Below are 19524 nucleotides of genomic sequence, written 5' to 3' on the forward strand. Positions count from 1 at the left end.
AAGAAAAAGTGTAAAAAAGTGGCATTAATCGCTGTTTGTAATAAGTTGTTAAGACAGGCTTTTGGAATTATAAATAGTAAAATACAATATCAACTCAATTATTAATGAAATATGAATATTTTAACTTTTAAAACTTGCTAATTAACATAGAATGTCAAGGTTTAAAACCTTGACAAGGCTAATAAATTATTTGATTTAATAATAGACCATCAGAATACTCTTCGACTACGCTCAGAGTGACACTGTGTACAGCAATTTATTGAGATAAAATTTGATGTTATAGAAAATACTCTATTTGTATTTCTAAATTCTAAATAAGCATTTGATACAAACCAAAAGTTATAAAAAACCCTGTCATGGTTTGGAACCTTGGCAGGGATAATTAAATTTAGAACCTATTATGTCACACTCTGGGCATAGCCGAAGAGCTTAACATTAATAGATTGTACTATTTTGATTTATAAATTATAGAAAAATTAGAATTTACGTTCGATAACGTAATCCAGCATCAGACGTAAAGATTTCTTTGCTTCAGAATCCGGGAAAGTATCCAGAATATCTACAGCTTTTTGTTGGAAATCCTTCATAACACCAATTGCATAATCAAGACCACCAGAAGTTTTCACAAACTCAATAAGTTCTTTAACACGCTTAGGTTTCTTGTTATAACGTTTAATCGTTTCGAAAAAATATTTACGTTTCTCCGGATCAGCTGTTCTCAATGTATAGATTAACGGCAATGTCATTTTTTGCTCCTGGATATCAATTCCTACAGGCTTACCTATAATGTTGCTGCTCAGATAATCGAATAAATCATCTTTAATCTGGAAAGCCATTCCGGTATAAGTACCAAATTGCTGCATTTTAAGAGCTATCTCTTCATCTACATTATTAGAGCGGACACCTACTTCACAACAAGCCGCAATAAGCGTAGCTGTTTTCTGACGGATAATTTCGTAATAAACATCTTCCGTAATGTCCAGCTTACGGGCTTTTTCCAGCTGAAGAAGTTCTCCTTCTGCCATTTCCCTTATTGTTCTGGAGATTACTGCCAACAAATCGAAATCCTTGTTGTCTGTAGAAAGCAATACACTTTTCGAAAGTAAATAATCACCTACTAAAACGGCAATTTTGTTTTTCCAAAGTGCATTGATAGAGAAAAAATTACGACGTTTGAAAGATTCATCCACTACATCATCGTGTACCAAAGTAGCCGTGTGAATAAGCTCTATCATGGAAGCCCCTCTGTAGGTTTTTTCGGTTACCTCTCCTACCAGATTAGCGCACAGAAATACAAACATAGGACGCATTTGTTTCCCTTTGGTGGTTACAATAAACTGCGTCACTTTATCCAATAATGAAACATTACTTTTCATAGATTCATAAAACTTCTTTTCAAAAAGTTTCATGTTTTCTTTTATCGGACTTTTGATTTCCTCTACAATATTAGCCACTGGATCGCTGGTTAAATCTGGGTGATGTTAAATTTTCGAAAGACAAATATAATCAATTAAGTTCTTTAAATGGTAAGAAATATAATCGTTGTCTGGCATTAATGATTTTAAATCTGAATTGCTCTCCGGAAATATACAAACCTTCTTCTGTAGCTGTTAACCCTTCTATTTGCCCGAAGCGTGTAGCCATTCCTAAAAAATACTTCTGTATTTTCCCGCTAAAAAACACTCCTGGGGCAGTTTCTTCACAGGATAATAAATAGATATTAGCTCCTTTAGTATAGCCAATAAGGTATAGTTTTCCCTGATAATAAGAAGCATCTGTCACTACAAAATCGGATTGATAAGATTCTGTTTTTTGTGCAGGCTGCAGGGTTTCGGTGGTTGGATCTATAATATAATGAGATACTGATTTGCTCTTCCACTCTTTGGTGAACAGATGGATCTTTCCATTCAGGAAAATCATGGCTTCTGCATCGAAATCATTATTCCTGTTTCTGGATGAAAAATCTTGTTGTTCCGGGTAGAAGAAATTAATTCTGGAAGTATATGTCAGGTTTTCAGTTTCCGGATTGAAAGGAATTTTATAAATAGTGAGATCCTTTCTGTTTCCCAGATTATTGCCAAAATCACCTACATAGATATTTTCGCTGTCATTGGTTATTGCTTCCCAGTCTATATTTACAGCATTAGTTTTATAAGTTTTACCAATGCTACCGTTATTTGGGTTCAGCTCATAGATTTCGGCAGGATTACCACTATCATTAAAGCTTAGCAGCTTTCCTTTTATAATGGTTAAACCCGAACTTTCTTTTAGTGTATCAGAGATAAGAGTCTTTTCAAAAGGCTTTAGCTTTAAGGTCCGGACTTCCTGTGCAAAGGAAACCTGAGCCATTACCAAAGCTATGAAAAGGTATTTAAGCTTCACTTTCAGTTGTTTTGTTGGCCAGCTGACCACAAGCTGCATCGATATCACCACCACGGCTTTTTCTTACCATTACAGTTATACCTGCTTTTTCCAATTCGCGAACATACTTTTCTTCAGCAGCAATACTTCTGTGATCGTATTTACCTTCACCAATCGGATTGTACTGAATAAGATTAACTTTAGAAGGAATCTGTCGACAGTATTTAATCAGCGCTTTAATATCTTCATCACCATCATTAATTCCTTTCCATACACAGTATTCAAAAGTAATTACGGATCCTGTTTTCTGATACCAATATTGCAAAGCTTCCATAATATCGGTTAAAGGAAACTTATCCGAGAATGGCATAATCTCATTACGCTTATGCTCAATCGCTGAGTGAAGGGAAAGTGCTAATTTTACTTTTAGCTCTTCATCCGCCAGCATCTTGATCATCTTCGGTATACCGGATGTAGAAACGGTAATTCTTCTCGGTGACATTCCCAAACCTTCGGGCTTGGTAATTTTATGAATGGCTTCCACAACGTTTTTATAATTCATCATAGGCTCTCCCATTCCCATAAATACGATATTGGAAAGCGGCCTGTCGAAATATAAACGGCTTTGTCTGTCTATTAAAGCTACCTGATCCACGATCTCGGCAACTTCAAGATTACGCATACGTTTTAGTTTCGCTGTAGCACAAAATTCGCAGTTCAATGAACAGCCAACCTGTGAAGATACACAAGCAGTAGTTCTGGTTTCTGTAGGAATAAGCACACTTTCTACCATCAGGTTATCATGTAGCTTTACTCCGTTTTTAATAGTTCCGTCTGTACTTTTCTGCATTAAATCTACAGATACCGGATTAATCGTATACTCCAGTGCAATTCTTTCTCTCAAAGGCTTCGAGAGATTGGTCATTTCGTCTATAGAGTGCAGGTTTTTGGACCATAACCAGTCATAAACCTGTTTCGCGCGGAAAGGCTTCTCTCCAAGCGATACAAAGTATTCTTTTAGCTGGTCCAGGGAAAGTGTGCGGATGTCTTTCATTGAGTTGACAATTGTCAGTTGTATAGTATAAAAAAGCAAACAGTTGGCAATGCACAGTAAAATACTGCTACTGCCAACTGTTTATTTTAGTCTTTATTAAAGAATAAGCATTGCATCACCATAAGAATAGAACTTGTAGTCATTCTTAATAGCTTCTTCGTATGCTTGCATTACAAAATCTCTACCTGCAAAAGCAGCGATCATCATAATTAATGTAGACTTTGGTGTGTGGAAATTGGTAATCATTGCATTTGCAATACCAAAATCGTAAGGAGGATAGATAAATTTGTTAGTCCATCCTTCGTAAGCACTAAGTCTTCTGTTTGTAGAAACCGAAGTCTCGATAGCACGCATAGTAGTTGTTCCTACTGCACACACTCTACGGTTTTCTTCGATTGCTTTATTAATGATATCTGCGTTATCCTGAGTAATGATAGCCTGCTCACATTCCATTTTGTGCTTAGAAAGGTCTTCTACCTCAATAGGGTTGAAAGTTCCTAAACCAACGTGTAATGTTACATTTGCAAAGTTGATTCCTTTAATCTCCATTCTCTTCATCAAATGCTTGGAGAAGTGAAGTCCTGCAGTTGGTGCTGCTACAGCTCCTTCTATTTCTGCATAAATTGTCTGGTAACGCTCTGCATCTTCTGGTTCAACATCTCTTTTGATGTATTTAGGAAGTGGAGTTTCTCCAAGTTCAGTTAATTTAGCTCTGAACTCTTCGTAGCTACCATCGAATAAGAAACGAAGTGTTCTACCTCTTGATGTTGTATTATCGATAACTTCAGCAACCAAGCTTTCGTCTTCTGTAAAGAAAAGTTTGTTACCAATTCTTATCTTTCTTGCCGGATCTACTAATACATCCCATACACGAGCTTCACGATCTAATTCACGAAGTAAGAATACTTCAATTTTAGCACCTGTCTTTTCTTTATTTCCATAAAGACGAGCCGGGAATACTTTTGTATTGTTGAAGATAAATAAATCATCTTCGTTAAAATAATCGATTACATCTTTAAAAAGCTTGTGCTCGATTGTTTGAGTTTTACGGTCTAAAACCATCAATTTTGCTTCATCACGGTTTTCGGATGGGTGTTCAGCTAAAAGATGATCAGGTAGGTTAAAATTAAAATCAGAAGTTTTCATTTATATAAAATCGTATGTTACAGTTAAAAAATTTCAGACTGCAAATATACGACATCGAATACCCCTTTGTCAAGTCTTTGAGAATTAAAGATTTTATAACCTCTCTGGTTGGCCTCTAATAACACATATAAAGCAAAAAACCTTACAGACTTTTGAGATCTATAAGGCTGGTGGTTAGCTTTATAGATTCTGAAACGTCAAAATTTACAGGTATTGAAGAATCTGTTCCCACTCCGGAAGTTTCTTTTCGAATCCGACAGTATGAAGTGGACTTGTACTGGGTAATCCATAAAAATTAATCCCCACTTCTTTATTTTTTAGCTGTTTACTAAGATTTTTGAAAGCTTTCTGTCCGTTACAGAAAACAGCCCTGATATTTGGAAACTCTTTTAAAAGTTTTGCGATGTCATTTGCTTCTTCATTTTTTATATCGGTATCCTTACTTCCTTTTCTCACACAGCTTTCTATCGTATCCCATACTGCAATTCCATTTCGCTGAAGCATAGCTACCTTTTCTTTATAATCAGAAGTCACAGGCTCAGCCAGCAGATGGAACATAATCTTCCAGAAATGATTTTGCGGATGTGCATAATATTGCTGCATCTCCAGAGATTTTACTCCGGGTACGGACCCCAAAACCAGAATTTTTGAGTCTTTATCTATAAAAGGTGGAAATGAATTAATTCGATCCTCCATTCAATGCTTTATTTATCTTTTTCATATTATCCTGCAGTTCTTTGTTCCCTGCCTGATCAACTTCTTTAGTTGTTTCTTTAGCAGCCTTATTAAAGTCAATTTCTTTAGCTAATTTACCACTTTCATCATAATATTTCCATACTCCATATTTATACCAATTCCGGTATTGATCAGTAATATTAGTTCTGGACATTCCTATAGCAGATAATCTGCCATTTGAATGATAAGATTTGGTTACTGATGTTTCTTTTTTAAATTTCTCCGTTTCATATAATCTATCACCATATTTATAGGTCCATTTTCCAATTTTTTCTCCATTTCTATATTTACCTGTCGCCAGCATATCTCCATCACCCGTATGCAATGTTTCTTTCCACTTTCCATGTCGTTGGTGTCTGGCATCATATTGATTGTATTTGGTAGAACAACTTGCCACAGTTAAAACAGTCAATAGTAGTAGATCTTTAATATTCATATTAATAAATTTAGTGTCCGTAAAATTTCTTCACATCGTATTTCATTATACCTCCTTCCTGGTACTGGTATAAATGGCCTTCTTTGTAATATTTAATCCAAAGTAGATTGCCTTTTGAATCATATTCATGCCATGGTCCAAATTTATACCAATGCCTTTTCCCATCTTTTGTTATATCCAGCCTGGACTGCCCTTTAGCCATCAGCAATTTATCCGGATAGTAATAAGTTGTGGTAATAATATTCTTCCTGATCTTGTCCTTTTGATATAAAGTATCTCCAAAGGAATAAAGCCACTTCCCTTTTTGTTCACCATGCCGGTATCGTCCTTTACTCGTTAACATTCCGCCGGCCGCAGGTTTTGTTTCATTCCAATACCCATGCCTTTGCTTTGCACGATCTCTTTTGTTAATCCCACAGGAGAACAATAAAGTTAACACAATCAATGAAGAAAAAAGCTTATTCATATTCTACTTGAATAGAATAAAAATAGTAAAATAATTCAATTCTACAACAATAGAATAAAGAAATCCCCAACATTTCTGTGGGGATCAATATATTTAAGACCGAGTTAAATTTAGATAACTCTTAGTTCTTTACCAATTTTAGTGAATGCAGCAATTGCTTTATCCAAATGTTCAGGTGTATGTGCAGCAGATAATTGTACTCTGATTCTAGCTTTACCTTTTGGTACTACCGGATAGAAGAAACCAATTACGTAAATACCTTCATCCAATAACTTATCAGCCATTTGCTGAGAAAGCTTAGCATCGTACAACATAACCGGAACAATAGCAGCATCTCCTTCAGGAATATCGAAACCTGCCTCCTGCATTTTAGTACGGAAATACTGTGCATTTTCCATTACTCTGTCTCTTCTGGAAGTATCATCAGAAATTAATTCCAATACCTTAGTTGCAGCTCCTACGATACCAGGCGCTAATGAGTTAGAGAATAAATATGGTCTTGAACGCTGACGCAGCATATCGATAACTTCTTTTTTACCGGATGTGAAACCACCAAGAGCACCACCTAAAGCTTTACCTAATGTAGATGTAATAATGTCTACTCTTCCGATTACATCATTTGCTTCATGAGTTCCACGGCCTGTTTTGCCAATGAAACCAGTAGCATGAGAATCATCCACCATTACCAATGCATCATACTTGTCAGCAAGATCACAAACCCCTTTCAGGTCAGCAACAATACCGTCCATAGAGAAAACACCGTCAGTTACAATAATTTTAAATCTGTGATTTTTTTCAGAAGCAGCTATTAATTGTGCTTCCAGATCTTCCATGTTATTGTTTTTATATCTGTAACGGGCAGCTTTACATAATCTAACCCCGTCAATAATTGAAGCATGGTTTAATTCATCCGAAATAATCGCATCCTGTTCTGTAAACAAAGGTTCGAAAACCCCACCATTAGCATCAAAACATGCTGCATAAAGTATTGTATCTTCTGTTCCTAAAAATTCAGAAATCTTCTTTTCCAGATTCTTGTGAATATCCTGTGTACCGCAAATAAATCTTACTGAAGCCATTCCGTATCCATGAGTATCCATTGCAGCCTGAGAAGCTTTTACAACTTCCGGATTATTCGCTAATCCTAAATAGTTGTTTGCGCAGAAATTTAATAAGGTCTTATTATTTACTACTATTTCCGCATCCTGCGAAGAGGTAATAATTCTTTCTCTTTTGTATAGTCCGTCAGCATCAATCTGTGCCAATTCGTTTTGAAGATTCTCTAAAAATTTTGGGCTAATCATATTATTAAATTTGAGACGCTAATTTATAAAAAAAGCCTCCAGTAAAGAAGGCTTTCGTATGTATTTAAGAAAATTTTATAATTGTAATGTTGGTTCCAGCAATTGTTCCATTTTTCGTTTTACCTGATCGACTGAACCACTATAATTATTAATGAGTAATGAGAATGTAAGTGTCTTCCCTGTTCTCGTTTTAATATAGCCTGCAAGTGTTTTCACCCTGTTCAGTGTTCCTGTTTTGGCGAAAATTTGTCCGTTAGCTTCATTATACAAGAACATTTTTTTCAGTGTTCCTGAATTTCCGGCAATAGGCAATGAATCAAAATAAGTTTTGAAATAGGGCTGTTTCATTAGCTGTGCCAAAAATTTCACATGTGCCAAAGGTGTTACAGTATTACTTTTAGAAAGACCACTTCCATCTGCATAATTCAGTCCTGCAAAGTCAAAACCTATAGCTCCCAAATGACTTACAACAGCACTTTTACCAGACTCCAGCGAAAGATCCCCATTGGTATAAAACCCGGAAATACGCATCAATGCCTCGGCATATCTGTTATTACTGTTCTGGTTGGTAAAATATATTATATCTTCCAGTGTCGGAGATTTTTGTTCTGCAAGAAAAACTCTTTCTTCAGGATTAGTATCTACAGTACGCGTAGTTACTGCACCCGTTACAGCCGTTCCGCTTTTAATTAAAGAAGATTTAAGATTATTAGCCAGATAAGCTGGAGCATCAGGTAATTTCCCTTGTAAGTATGTATTTCCTTCAAACTTATCTGCATAAACCAGCTGCTTGCTATATGGCGAAATATAGAAATAGCTTTTCTCTCCGGATGATGGTCTTTTGGCTTTAACCACCATTTTTTCGTTCTGAGGATTTATGTTCTGGGTATTCCCTACAGGCAAATAATAGTTATTGTGTTCTAACCATACGATATTTGGCGGAAGAATTGTTTCGGATGTTTTAAAAATCCCTGATTCTATTACAATTCCACCATTAATTCTTTTGATTCCTGCCCTGTTTAAAGCATCTTTAAAATTAGCGATAATTGTCCAGTAAGAGTCTGCTCCTGCCTGATTGGTTCCAAGGCTGGGGTCTCCACTACCAATAATATACAGATTTCCATTCAAAGCTCCTTCCGGGGTAATTTCTCCGGAATATTCCAACTGAGTTACCCACTGGAATTTTTTTCCAAAAAGAGAATATGCTGTATCGGTTGTTAACAGCTTCGTTGTAGAAGCCGGTACCAATGGTACATTCTCGTTGTAGCAGGTAATCATCTTATTCGTTTGCGGATCATAAACCGCGAAGCCCCATGTTGCATAACGCAGAACGGGATCACTCTGAACTCTGTTCAACTCAGTGTCTAACTGAATTTTAGGGCTCAACAGGGATTTCTCAGCCGTCATTTCTTTTCCCACAAGCTGCTGCTCCGCATATACCTGCGGATAATATGTTTGTACAGATGGTTGAGCAGAGGTTTGTGCTAAAAGAAATGAAGTGAAGAGGATTAGGTTCCCCGAGATAAGTTTCTCTAGATTCATTTATTAAATATTTATAAAAACATGTAAAATGCTGAATATTTAAAAAATATAAATATTCCACATCTTATAACGAAATAAAAATACTAATTATTATGCCTAATCAATGAGTGAGCTGTACTAAAGCTTCATAACTTTTGTTAAAAAAAGTTAAAAATCGACATAGAGATTCAATTTCACACTTTTGTAACCTGAAATTTCATTGAATTCATCTATTGAAGTAGAGACAAATTGTTTGAACAGATTGTATTTTTTTCCTTTAGGAAGTTTTAGTAAAATCTGATACTGGTATAAATTATTAATCCTGAAAATCTGTGATTTTTCTGGTCCCAGTATACATTCTTCCGGCAAATACTTTCTTAGGACAGAGCCTAGAAACTGGGATGCTCTTTCTACTTTATCTTCCCGGCGGTGCTTTAATTCTATGAAAATTAATTTCACAAAAGGCGGATATAAGAATCTGTTTCTTTCCTGAATAAAGTATTCGTATATGTGATCCGGATCCTTTGACAATTTCTCAAAAATGGTCTGGTAGGGATTATAAGTCTGAAGCAGCATTCTTCCGTGTTGCGAAGTTCTTCCGGCGCGTCCTGCCATCTGAGTGAAAAGCTGATAAGCTCTTTCTTCTGCCCGAAAGTCCTGAATATGCAGCATTGCATCTGATTTTGGAACCACAACAAGATCCACATGATCAAAATCCAGTCCTTTAGAAATCATCTGGGTACCAATAATAATATCCAGTTCCTGATTTTCTACTCTTTCGAAGAACTTCTCGTAAGCAAATTTAGTCCGCATAGCATCCAGATCCATTCGTCCAACTTCTGCTTCCGGAAATAGACGCTGAACTTCTTCTTCCAATTGCTGAATCCCCAAACCTTTTGTAGTAAGATTTTCTGAACGACAGGATGGACATTGCTTAGGCACAGCTGATCTCTGACCACAATAGTGACACTTCAGCTCGTTGGATACTTTATGATAAGTCATCACAACATCGCAATTGCTACAATATTGTGTATAACCACAGCTTTCACATTCTATCACATTGGCATATCCACGGCGATTGTGAAGGATGATAACCTGCTTCTTCTGCTCCAATTGCTCCCTGATCTCCATAATCATCTGCATTGTAAAGCTGCCATTGGTTGTTTTCAGATTCTGTGCTTCTTTAAAGTCAATCAGGTTGATCTTAGGAACCTTGCTTTCGCCAAAACGTTCATCTAATTTTACCAGTCCAATTTTATTGGTTAAGGCCGAATAATAAGATTCTACTGAAGGTGTTGCACTGCCCAGCAGAACTTTAGCCTTGTAAAATTTACCTAAAACAATTGCCGCATCTTTGGCATTGAAAAAGGGCTGAACAGTTGTTGTTTTATATTGTGAATCGTGTTCTTCATCTACAATTACCATCCCGAGATTCTGAAATGGTAAAAAGAGTGCATTCCGAGTTCCCAGAACAATTTTCAGTTGGTTATTTTTCACCTTTCTCCAAATTTCAACCTTTTCAAAGTCGGTTAATTTGGAATGGTAAAAACCGAGTAACTGTCCGTATTTTTTCTCTAATCTTTGGGTAATCTGCTTAGTCAATGCGACTTCCGGGAAAAGCATTAATACATTTTTTCCGGAAGCTACCGTTTCTTCTATTTTGGAAATATACAGGTGGGTTTTACCAGACCCCGTAACACCATGTAGCAAGACAACATCTTTCTCTTCGTACTGCTTTACAATTTCCCACAAAGCTTTTTGCTGAAGATCTGTAAGCTGTTCTATTTGCTCCAAATCCCCGTCATACGAGTCTATACGATCTTTTTGCAAATAAAACTCTTCTACATAGCCTTTGTCAACAAGTGCTTTTAGCTGTTGACTGCTGAAAAATTTATCTTCAAAAAGTTCTGATTTTTTTACAAACGGATCTTCGGATGTTGCTTTATCCAGAATGGCCAGAAAAAGATCTTTTTGTTTAGGCGCTTTATTCAGTATAGAAAGGATTTCATGGAGTGCTACGCTTTCCAGCAGTCCTTCTTTCAATCTGATATATGAAACCTCTTTAGCTTTATACTTTTCGCTAATTTTCTCATCAATAACAATCAGACGCTCGTCGATTAGACTGTTAAGCGTCTTCATGATCTCTTTTCTGGGAATAAATGCTTCAAGTTCCTGGAGATTAATCACAGACTTTACTTCCAATGCCTGCATCAGATGTATCTCGTGGACATCCAGCACTTCATAATCAACTTCTACATCCGGATTCCTCTTTACATAAGTTTCGCTTTCCAGTTTTAAAGAAGAAGGAAATGCAAAACGGTATACTTCACCTACATTACACAAATAGTAATCCGAAACCCATTGCCAGAATTTCAGTTGCTCCTCCGGCAGGATAGCTTCATTATCCAAAGCGGAAATAATTTCTTTTGGTAAAAATGCTTCCGGTTCTCTGTCATGAATTTCAGCAACAATACCCGTATAAAGTTTTTTTCCGCCAAAAGGAACTACAACACGCATTCCGATCGCCAGTTTACCATATAAAAAAACAGGAACTTTATAGGTATAAGTTCCTTTAATATTTAATGGTAAAATGAGCTGAGCAAACATCATTTTTGTTTAAAAATATAAAAAATCTGAGAGTGAGTACTTCTTCTATAGTTCTATAGCAGAAAATTTTCTCAATCTCAGATTTTCAGATTATTTATTTTTTCTTTCTTCTTTCGATTTCTTTCTGAATCAAAGAAAGTTCTCTTCCTGTCTGTCCTGCCACAGAAGTATTTTCCTGCGCACGGCGTGTTAAATATGGTACTACATCTTTTACAGGACCATAAGGTAAATATTTAGCTACATTATAATGTAAGCTGGAAAGATAGAACGTAATATTATCGGACATTCCGTATAACTGACCGAAATATACATGAGATGAATCGTTTGACAGTCCTGCGGCTTTCATCTTATCCATTATCAGCTCGGTACTTTTCTCGTTGTGAGTTCCGAAGAACGCTGAAACAATATCCTGATGCCCCATAATAAAGTCGATACCTGCATTATAGTTATCATCTGTAGCTTGCTTAGTAGGCTGGATTGGTGAAGGATACCCCATTCTTATGGCTCTGTCGCGCTCTTTTTCCATATAAGCACCACGAACAATTTTATAACCAATAAAATAACCTTTTTCACGAGCTCTTTGCAAGTGCCCTTCCATATATTCCAATCTGAAGGTTCTGTACATCTGGATGGTATTCCATACAATAGGAGTTTCCTTATTGTATTTTTCCATCATTTCTTCAGTAAGGTGATCTGCTGCATCCTGCATCCAGGATTCCTCAGCATCCACCATTACTTTAATATTGTTTTCATGGCATAACTTACAAACTTCATCAAAACGGGTTCTTACGCGCTCCCACTCTTCCTTTTCGCTTGTTGTAAGTTCTCTTCCTTTTCCAACTTCTTCATAAAGATCTATTCTTCCGAAAGCCGTTGGTTTGAATACCACAAACGGTATCGCGGGATTACCTTTAGAGAATTTGATAATATCTTTAATCTCATTGCAGATTTTGTCAAAGCTTTCTTCATCCTCTTTACCTTCTACAGAATAATCGAAGATGCTACCTACTCCTCTCTTCCATAGCTTGTTTACCGCCTGTATACTTTCTTCGCGGGTTTCACCACCACAGAATTGTTCGAATAAAGTTTTCTTTACAATTCCGTCTACAAAAGGAAAGTTGTTCTTTACGGTAAAATTCAGCATAGAAACTCCCATGTTTGTTAGTGTAGGGTTTTCAATACCTTTGAACATCCAGTATGCTTTTCTCAACTGGTCTGTTGTTTTATCTGCAAATGCAATCTGTGTATTATCAAAAATACTCATCTCTATTTCTATTAAATTTATGATTCGCAAATTTAGTAAAAGTATGCTGGACAATACACTATCTTTTAAGTACTTTTTTCAATTCAAAAACGGTATTTTTGCATGATATAAAAATTAGTAATCAGAATGATCAGCTTTTTAGACGACAACTTCAGCCAGCTTAACGAATATATTAGTAAAATCAATCCTAGCCTGCTTCTATTATTGGTAGACGAAAATACTCATGAATATTGCCTTCCTGCTGTATTGGCAAATCTGGAAACTACTATTCCATTCGAAATCATTGAGATTGAGGCCGGAGAAGAAGGAAAAAATATAGGAACTGCTGCTCAGTTATGGGAAATCCTTTCGGAATTCGGTACTGACAGAAATGCCTTAATGATTAATATTGGTGGTGGTGTTATTACTGATATGGGTGGCTTTGTTGCTTCTACATATAAAAGAGGTATTAAATTCATTAATATCCCGACAACTCTATTGTCTATGGTAGATGCTTCCATTGGAGGAAAAACAGGAATAGACCATCAGTTTTACAAAAACATTATCGGCACCTTCGCATTACCTGAAAAAATATTTGCTTACCCAAAGTTTTTACAGACGTTACCATTTACGGAGCTAAGAAGCGGTTTTGCCGAGATGCTGAAGCATGGACTGATCGCTTCCGACCAACATTGGAACAATCTAAAACAACTGGAATTAACACCAGAGAATATAGAGCCATTTGTAGTGGACTCTATGAACATTAAGCAATATGTGGTAGAGCAAGACTTCAAAGAACAGAATGTTCGGAAAACGCTTAACTTCGGCCATACAATAGGACATGCTATAGAAAGTCTTTTTCTTCAGCAGGAAGCCCCAATTCCACATGGCGAAGCTGTAGCGGCAGGAATGATTATGGAAGCTCACCTATCCTACTCTAACCAATTGATAGATGAAGCTACTCTAGCAGAAATTACTAATGCTATTACAACAATATACCCATATCTATCTATTGATAATTTTAGCCATGAGGATATTTACAATCTGATGCTAAATGACAAGAAGAATAGTAATGGTATTATAAAATTCTCAATTATAGATAAAATAGGTCACTGCCTGTATGATTATGAGGTAACAAAAAGTCAGACAGAAACTGCCATTCAGTACTACCGAGAAGCCTATAAGGCATAATTTAAGCTTTATACAATTATTTAAACTTATTCCAAATTAAAACATAAACATTGTAATTACCAATGTTTTAAATGTTAACTATAAAAGTAATTTGACATTTTTGTCAAAAGAAATAAAGTTTGGCATTCCATTTGAAATAATGCTAGCATCAAAAAAGAGATTAAGTTTAAAATTATTAAAAAAAGTAAAATTTAAAATTATGAAAAAGGTATTTTTAGGATTAGGTATTGTATTAGGTACAATGGCATTCGCACAATCTACAGCTGGTCCAAGATTCGGTATTAAAGCTGGTGGTAACCTTTCTGATTTAACAAACTTAAATGGTGAAAAATCTAAAATAGGATTCTACGCAGGTGTATTTATGAACGCTCCAATTTCTTCAGATTTCAGCATTCAGCCAGAGGTTGTATACAGCCAGCAAGGTGCTAAATTCAAAGATTTTGGAAATGTAACAGATCAAAAAACAAACTTAGGGTATATTAATGTACCAGTGATGGTTCAGTATAATGCAACTCCGGATTTCTATCTTGAAGCTGGTCCTGAATTTGGTTTCTTAGTGGATGCACAAGATAAAAGCAAAGTAAGTGGCATAAATATGAACACCAGTGGTACTGACGGTTATAACACTTTTAACTTCGGTATGGGGCTAGGTGCAGGTTACAGATTTACACCAAACATTAGCATCAACGCTCGTTATACAGCAGGTTTTACAAATATCGTGAAAAATAACGGCGGTGATTCTGTAAGAAATAACAACTTCCAATTAGGATTAGGTTATACTTTCTAAGAAAAAGCAACATCAATTATTATAAGAGGACTGTCAGTTGACAGTCCTTTTTTTGCTCCCTACTCTTCAGTATTTTTTTACCTAATAGTTTGTTATCAATTTTGAAATCTGGACATTTTATTTTTTTCCACTCTAAATTGAAAGTATAATTCAAAGAACTCGGATTGGATTATTTTTCTTCCGAATGACCAAGATTTTATCCTTTTATATTTATTTTCCCTGCTCTGTATCAATTCGCTAAGGCTATTTATCATAATATTATAATTTCTCTTAAAAAGATATTGAATCTATAATTTAAAACGTATAAAAACATGACTTTCGTCATGTTTAGCGTCTTTTATATACCCAAAAAACCCTCTTTGGCACTTTGTTTGTAATTGTTATGACCTCAAAGTAAAGTAAAATTTAAAATTATGAAAAAGGTATTTTTAGGCCTAGGGATTGTTCTAGGTACAATGGCTTTTGCCCAAACTACGAATAATGGTGGAATCAGATTTGGTATCAAAGGTGGTGGTAACCTTTCTAGAATTACAGAAGGGAACTTCAGCGATACTCAACACAAATTTGGTTTTAACGGAGGTGTATTCATGAACATGCCAATCTCTGACAAGTTCAACTTCCAACCAGAAGTTATTTACAACTACATGGGTTCAAAATCTACTGCTGATGTAAATGGTGAAAAAATAAAAAACGAAACTAATTTAGGATACATCTCTGTTCCATTAATGGTACAGTTCAATGTAACGCCTAAATTCTATGTTGAAGCTGGTCCTGAATTCAGTTACTTAGTAAACGCTAACAACAAATTAAAAGAAGGCAGTCAAACCGTAACTAATAGCTGGGATAGCAAAGCTCTGGATGATCTTAAGAGATTCAACGCTGCAGGTGCTATCGGTTTAGGTTACAGAATTACTGACAACTGGGGTATTAACGCTAGATACATAACAGGATTCACTAAAATCGGTAAGAATGATACTCCTAGAGGTCAATACTTCAACGATTCTAGAAATGAAAACATCCAGTTAGGATTGAGCTACACTTTCTAATCAGAAAAGAAAAATATCAATTATTGATTTCAATAAAAGAAGCCCGATTTAATCGGGCTTTCTTTATTTCCTGAAATCTGGACTTATTTTTTGGCATTCGGTTTGTAGGTTTTCGGGAACTAAAATTTGATTTATGAAAAAACTATTTTTAGGACTGGGATTACTGGCAGGAACTTTTGCCTTTTCACAAGTAGGTCCGAAATTCGGTATTAAAGCGGGTATGAACGTTTCTTCAATCTCTGAAAACGGAGGCCTAAGCGATACAAAGTCTAAGATAGGTTTCAACGCTGGTGTTTTCTTAAACGCTCCCCTTTCTTCTAATTTCAGTATTCAGCCAGAGGTTATTTACAACGATTTAGGCTCTAAAGTAACTTTCGGAAGAGACAATCAGAATTCTTACAGTACCAACTTAGGCTACATTTCTGTACCGGTTATGTTTCAGTTCAATGCCACTCAACAGTTTTATTTAGAAGCAGGTCCGGAATTCAGTTTTCTGGTAAGCGCTAAAAACAAATTAAAAGATGGTAATGGTAATGTTTCTGTAGATGACTGGACAAAAACAGCTACAGATAATTTGAATACATTCAACTTTGGTTTAGGAGTAGGTCTTGGTTTCAATATTACACCAAATCTAGGGATCAATGCCCGTTATGTAGCAGGTTTAACGAATATCGGTAAAACAGACAATCCTATCGGATACAGCTATAGCAAATCGAAAAATAACGTATTCCAGGTAGGCTTAGGTTTAGCATTCTAATCACTTATTATTTAAATACAGTAAAGGTCAAGCATGATGCCTGACCTTTTTCTTTAGCATTATCCGTATATTTGCAAAAAACTAGAAAATAATGTCTACAAGAAAGATGATTACGGCAGCTTTGCCTTATGCAAACGGACCGGTTCATATTGGGCATTTAGCAGGTGTTTATATTCCTGCAGATGTCTATGCGAGATTTCAGAGAAGATTAGGAAAAGATGTTGCTTTTATCTGTGGTTCCGACGAACACGGAATCCCAATTACTATACGTGCTAAAAAAGAAGGTGTAACACCTCAGGATATAGTAGACAAATATCACGAGATTATTAAGAAGTCTTTTGCAGATCTTGGGATCTCATTTGATGAGTATTCCAGAACGACTTCTAAAAAACATTATGAAACTTCACAAGATTTCTTCAAAACGCTTTACGATAAAGAAAAGTTCACTGAAGAAGTTTCTGAACAATACTTTGACGAGCAGGCAGGAGAATTCCTTGCTGACCGTTATATCGTTGGAACATGCCCTAACTGTGGCAACGAAAATGCTTATGGTGACCAGTGTGAGAAATGTGGTTCTACCCTTTCTCCGTCCGAGCTTATCAACCCTAAGTCTATGCTAAGTGGAAATGTTCCGGTTCTGAAGGAAACAAAGAACTGGTATCTTCCATTAAACGATTATGAAAACTTCCTGAACGAATGGATTATTGAAGGTCATAAGGATGACTGGAAACCGAATGTATACGGACAGGTAAAATCATGGCTAAATGACGGGTTGAAACCTCGTGCTATGACAAGAGACCTGAACTGGGGAGTTCCGGTTCCGTTACCGGGTGCTGAAGGAAAAGTATTGTATGTATGGTTCGACGCTCCTATTGGTTATATTTCTTTTACCAAAGAATGGGCTGAGAAAAATGGTAAGGACTGGAAAGATTACTGGCAAAATGAAGACAGCGACCTGATCCATTTCATCGGAAAAGATAATATTGTATTCCACTGTATTATTTTCCCTGCCATGATGAAGGCTCACGGTGATTATATTATGCCTAAAAATGTACCTGCATTTGAATTCCTGAATCTGGAAAATGATAAAATTTCTACTTCCAGAAACTGGGCAGTATGGGCACATGAATATGTAGAAGAATTCCCTGGACAACAGGATGTATTACGCTATGCTCTACTTTCTTCTGCACCAGAAACCAAGGATAACAACTTTACATGGAAAGACTTCCAAACCAAAAACAATTCGGAGTTAGTAGGTATTTTCGGTAACTTCATCAACAGAGTTGCGGTATTAATTCATAAATATTATGATGGCGTTATTCCACAAGGAGATGCTAATACACCTGAACTGGCTGAAATAAATAAAGCTGCAAAAGAAATTGCTGAATTCTTAGACAAATTCGAATTTAGAAATGCTTTATCGGCATTGATGAATCTTGCCCGTTTTGGTAACCAATACCTGCAAACAGAAGAACCTTGGAAAACCATTAAGGATAATCCGGAAAAAGCAGCGCATTCTCTTTTTGTAGGTGCTCAATTAGCAGTTGCTTTAGCACAGCTATCTGAACCATTTATGCCATTTAGCTCTGAGAAGTTGTTGAACATGTTCAACGTTACTAAAACAGACTGGAAAGATTTAGAAAATAATAATGTTCTTATTGCCAGCGGACATCAGATCAATGAGGCGTCTCTTCTATTCTCAAAAATTGAAGATGATGTAATTGAAGCACAAATCCAAAAGCTGGAACAGACAAAACAAGATAATAAAAAGACCAACCCTAACGCTAATCCTATGAAAGAAGAAATCACTTTTGATGATTTTGGAAAAATCGATTTAAGAACAGCAACTATCCTTGAAGCTGAGAAAGTAGAAAAAGCAGACAAGCTTTTAAAATTCAAAGTAGATACAGGTGTAGACATCAGAACCGTAGTTTCGGGTGTAGCTGAAAGCTTCAATCCTGAAGACTTAATTGGTAAGCAGGTTATGATTCTTTTGAATCTTGCTCCAAGAAAAATCCGTGGTATTGAATCTCAGGGAATGTTCCTTCTGACAACAAAACCAGACGGGAAATTATCTTTCGTAACTCCCGATGAAACAGTAGAAAACGGAATTGAGATTAAATAATTTCCGATTACAATTATATAAATGGGCACTATGTGCCCATTTTTTATGAGTATTATGGTAAAGAAAAGTACTTTAGAAAAATTTTCAGATACTGAACTGAAAAAATATATATCATCAGAAAGCCGCTTCACTCCAGAGGCTGTACAAATGGCACTTGAAATTCTCAAAGAAAGAGGAAATCAATTTTCAGATCAGGAAAGTGTTTCGATTCAAAAAATGATTCAGGAAAAGAAAGATGCAGAAATCGCAAAAATCAATGAGGATAAGGAACAATGGGAGGATAATATTACAGATGATCCTTCTGCTATTAAACTTTATCCAATCGGACCAATTGTAGCATTAAGTATTTTTTGTGGTATAATTGTCGGCGCCATACTAGTATCTATAAATTTCATTAGAGTAAAAAAGTATAGCGCGGCATTTCTGGTTCTTTTATATGGCATTGCCTATTTCTTTGCCCAAAAGTACCTTATCACTTCTTTTATAGGTTATAATAAAGATTACCATATCTATTCACGGTATAGTCCGGAATTTATTGTTATGGCTTTAGGTATTGCAGTTCTGGCTATAATTTCCGCGTTAGTGATGCCAAAAAAACTACCTTATAAACCGGAATCTTATATTCTGCCTGCTATTCTTACTGGTGTAATGGCAGTAATCATGTTTTTTAACCCATACAACGAGTATCTTTCCTATTATTTAATCCCGGAAATAATACAGTTCTTTAAATAAAATAAACCCTCAT

The 19524-nt window shown here is 35.9% G+C and carries 17 protein-coding genes and 1 pseudogene; 7 read left to right on the top strand and 11 right to left on the bottom strand.

Annotated features, from left to right (window positions below):
• A pseudogene (locus tag ATE49_RS20685) lies at positions 1 to 105 on the top strand (IS110 family transposase); the annotation flags it as partial.
• A gap of 371 nt (positions 106 to 476) precedes the next feature.
• Here ATE49_RS20685 and ATE49_RS09745 read toward each other — a convergent pair.
• The 11 genes from ATE49_RS09745 to ATE49_RS09795 form a co-directional block, all read right to left on the bottom strand.
• Entirely contained in the window at positions 477 to 1454 is a 978-nt protein-coding gene (locus tag ATE49_RS09745; RefSeq protein WP_065082022.1) for a polyprenyl synthetase family protein, read from the bottom strand.
• Positions 1455 to 1506: 52 nt separating this feature from the next.
• The gene (locus ATE49_RS09750) at positions 1507 to 2382 is read right to left on the bottom strand and encodes a hypothetical protein (RefSeq protein WP_081278454.1); all 876 of its coding nucleotides are present in this window, start codon (positions 2380 to 2382) and stop codon (positions 1507 to 1509) included.
• Positions 2372 to 3415 (bottom strand): 23S rRNA (adenine(2503)-C(2))-methyltransferase RlmN, encoded by a 1044-nt coding sequence (gene rlmN, locus ATE49_RS09755; protein ID WP_034867674.1) that lies wholly within the window; start codon positions 3413 to 3415, stop codon positions 2372 to 2374. The genes ATE49_RS09750 and rlmN overlap by 11 nt, the downstream gene beginning before the upstream one ends.
• Before the next feature lie 96 nt (positions 3416 to 3511).
• Positions 3512 to 4561 (bottom strand): tRNA preQ1(34) S-adenosylmethionine ribosyltransferase-isomerase QueA, encoded by a 1050-nt coding sequence (gene queA, locus ATE49_RS09760; protein ID WP_034867672.1) that lies wholly within the window; start codon positions 4559 to 4561, stop codon positions 3512 to 3514.
• A gap of 204 nt (positions 4562 to 4765) precedes the next feature.
• A complete protein-coding gene (locus ATE49_RS09765) occupies positions 4766 to 5257 on the bottom strand; it encodes a DNA-deoxyinosine glycosylase (protein ID WP_065082024.1) in 492 nt (163 codons plus the stop codon).
• Positions 5241 to 5732, bottom strand: a complete 492-nt coding sequence (locus ATE49_RS09770) for a toxin-antitoxin system YwqK family antitoxin (RefSeq protein ID WP_065082025.1) — start codon at positions 5730 to 5732, stop codon at positions 5241 to 5243. The genes ATE49_RS09765 and ATE49_RS09770 overlap by 17 nt, the downstream gene beginning before the upstream one ends.
• Positions 5733 to 5742: 10 nt before the next feature.
• Positions 5743 to 6198, bottom strand: a complete 456-nt coding sequence (locus tag ATE49_RS09775; protein WP_065082026.1) for a hypothetical protein — start codon at positions 6196 to 6198, stop codon at positions 5743 to 5745.
• 110 nt (positions 6199 to 6308) lie between these two features.
• Positions 6309 to 7502 carry a glycine C-acetyltransferase gene (locus ATE49_RS09780; protein ID WP_034867664.1) on the bottom strand — a complete coding sequence of 398 codons (1194 nt, stop codon included), beginning with the start codon at positions 7500 to 7502 and terminating at the stop codon, positions 6309 to 6311.
• Positions 7503 to 7577: 75 nt separating this feature from the next.
• Positions 7578 to 9044, bottom strand: coding sequence for a D-alanyl-D-alanine carboxypeptidase/D-alanyl-D-alanine endopeptidase (gene dacB / locus ATE49_RS09785; protein ID WP_065082027.1), 1467 nt, complete (start codon positions 9042 to 9044; stop codon positions 7578 to 7580).
• A gap of 147 nt (positions 9045 to 9191) precedes the next feature.
• Positions 9192 to 11633, bottom strand: a complete 2442-nt coding sequence (gene priA, locus ATE49_RS09790; RefSeq protein WP_065082028.1) for a replication restart helicase PriA — start codon at positions 11631 to 11633, stop codon at positions 9192 to 9194.
• 91 nt (positions 11634 to 11724) lie between these two features.
• Entirely contained in the window at positions 11725 to 12894 is a 1170-nt protein-coding gene (locus ATE49_RS09795) for a proline dehydrogenase family protein (RefSeq protein WP_034867658.1), read from the bottom strand.
• Positions 12895 to 13020: 126 nt separating this feature from the next.
• Between ATE49_RS09795 and aroB the strand changes: the two genes are divergently transcribed.
• The 6 genes from aroB to ATE49_RS09825 all read left to right on the top strand — a co-directional run bounded on the left by aroB (position 13021) and on the right by ATE49_RS09825 (position 19511).
• Positions 13021 to 14064 carry a 3-dehydroquinate synthase gene (gene aroB / locus ATE49_RS09800; RefSeq protein ID WP_065082029.1) on the top strand — a complete coding sequence of 348 codons (1044 nt, stop codon included), beginning with the start codon at positions 13021 to 13023 and terminating at the stop codon, positions 14062 to 14064.
• Between the two features lie 199 nt (positions 14065 to 14263).
• On the top strand, positions 14264 to 14851 hold the full coding sequence (locus ATE49_RS09805; protein ID WP_065082052.1) for a porin family protein: 588 nt from the start codon (positions 14264 to 14266) through the stop codon (positions 14849 to 14851).
• 413 nt (positions 14852 to 15264) lie between these two features.
• Positions 15265 to 15897, top strand: coding sequence for a porin family protein (locus tag ATE49_RS09810; RefSeq protein WP_065082030.1), 633 nt, complete (start codon positions 15265 to 15267; stop codon positions 15895 to 15897).
• A 133-nt stretch (positions 15898 to 16030) separates the two neighbouring features.
• Positions 16031 to 16654, top strand: coding sequence for a porin family protein (locus ATE49_RS09815; protein ID WP_045179223.1), 624 nt, complete (start codon positions 16031 to 16033; stop codon positions 16652 to 16654).
• A gap of 91 nt (positions 16655 to 16745) precedes the next feature.
• Complete coding sequence (gene metG, locus ATE49_RS09820) at positions 16746 to 18779, top strand: methionine--tRNA ligase (RefSeq protein ID WP_065082031.1); 2034 nt, start codon at positions 16746 to 16748, stop codon at positions 18777 to 18779.
• 21 nt (positions 18780 to 18800) lie between these two features.
• Positions 18801 to 19511 carry a hypothetical protein gene (locus ATE49_RS09825; protein WP_260256173.1) on the top strand — a complete coding sequence of 237 codons (711 nt, stop codon included), beginning with the start codon at positions 18801 to 18803 and terminating at the stop codon, positions 19509 to 19511.
• Positions 19512 to 19524 lie beyond the last annotated feature (13 nt).

The sequence above is a fragment of the Elizabethkingia miricola genome (genome assembly GCF_001675285.1).
GTDB lineage: Bacteria > Bacteroidota > Bacteroidia > Flavobacteriales > Weeksellaceae > Elizabethkingia > Elizabethkingia miricola.

Bases quoted from the DNA above. Each gene is read 5' to 3' on its own strand.
- metG (WP_065082031.1), top strand. From the start codon at position 16,746: ATGTCTACAAGAAAGATGATTACGGCAGCTTTGCCTTATGCAAACGGA.
- rlmN (WP_034867674.1), bottom strand. From the start codon at position 3,415: ATGAAAGACATCCGCACACTTTCCCTGGACCAGCTAAAAGAATACTTT.
- ATE49_RS09795 (WP_034867658.1), bottom strand. From the start codon at position 12,894: ATGAGTATTTTTGATAATACACAGATTGCATTTGCAGATAAAACAACA.
- ATE49_RS09780 (WP_034867664.1), bottom strand. From the start codon at position 7,502: ATGATTAGCCCAAAATTTTTAGAGAATCTTCAAAACGAATTGGCACAG.
- ATE49_RS09810 (WP_065082030.1), top strand. From the start codon at position 15,265: ATGAAAAAGGTATTTTTAGGCCTAGGGATTGTTCTAGGTACAATGGCT.
- ATE49_RS09815 (WP_045179223.1), top strand. From the start codon at position 16,031: ATGAAAAAACTATTTTTAGGACTGGGATTACTGGCAGGAACTTTTGCC.
- ATE49_RS09765 (WP_065082024.1), bottom strand. From the start codon at position 5,257: ATGGAGGATCGAATTAATTCATTTCCACCTTTTATAGATAAAGACTCA.
- ATE49_RS09770 (WP_065082025.1), bottom strand. From the start codon at position 5,732: ATGAATATTAAAGATCTACTACTATTGACTGTTTTAACTGTGGCAAGT.
- ATE49_RS09775 (WP_065082026.1), bottom strand. From the start codon at position 6,198: ATGAATAAGCTTTTTTCTTCATTGATTGTGTTAACTTTATTGTTCTCC.
- dacB (WP_065082027.1), bottom strand. From the start codon at position 9,044: ATGAATCTAGAGAAACTTATCTCGGGGAACCTAATCCTCTTCACTTCA.
- ATE49_RS09825 (WP_260256173.1), top strand. From the start codon at position 18,801: ATGGGCACTATGTGCCCATTTTTTATGAGTATTATGGTAAAGAAAAGT.
- queA (WP_034867672.1), bottom strand. From the start codon at position 4,561: ATGAAAACTTCTGATTTTAATTTTAACCTACCTGATCATCTTTTAGCT.
- priA (WP_065082028.1), bottom strand. From the start codon at position 11,633: ATGATGTTTGCTCAGCTCATTTTACCATTAAATATTAAAGGAACTTAT.
- aroB (WP_065082029.1), top strand. From the start codon at position 13,021: ATGATCAGCTTTTTAGACGACAACTTCAGCCAGCTTAACGAATATATT.
- ATE49_RS09805 (WP_065082052.1), top strand. From the start codon at position 14,264: ATGAAAAAGGTATTTTTAGGATTAGGTATTGTATTAGGTACAATGGCA.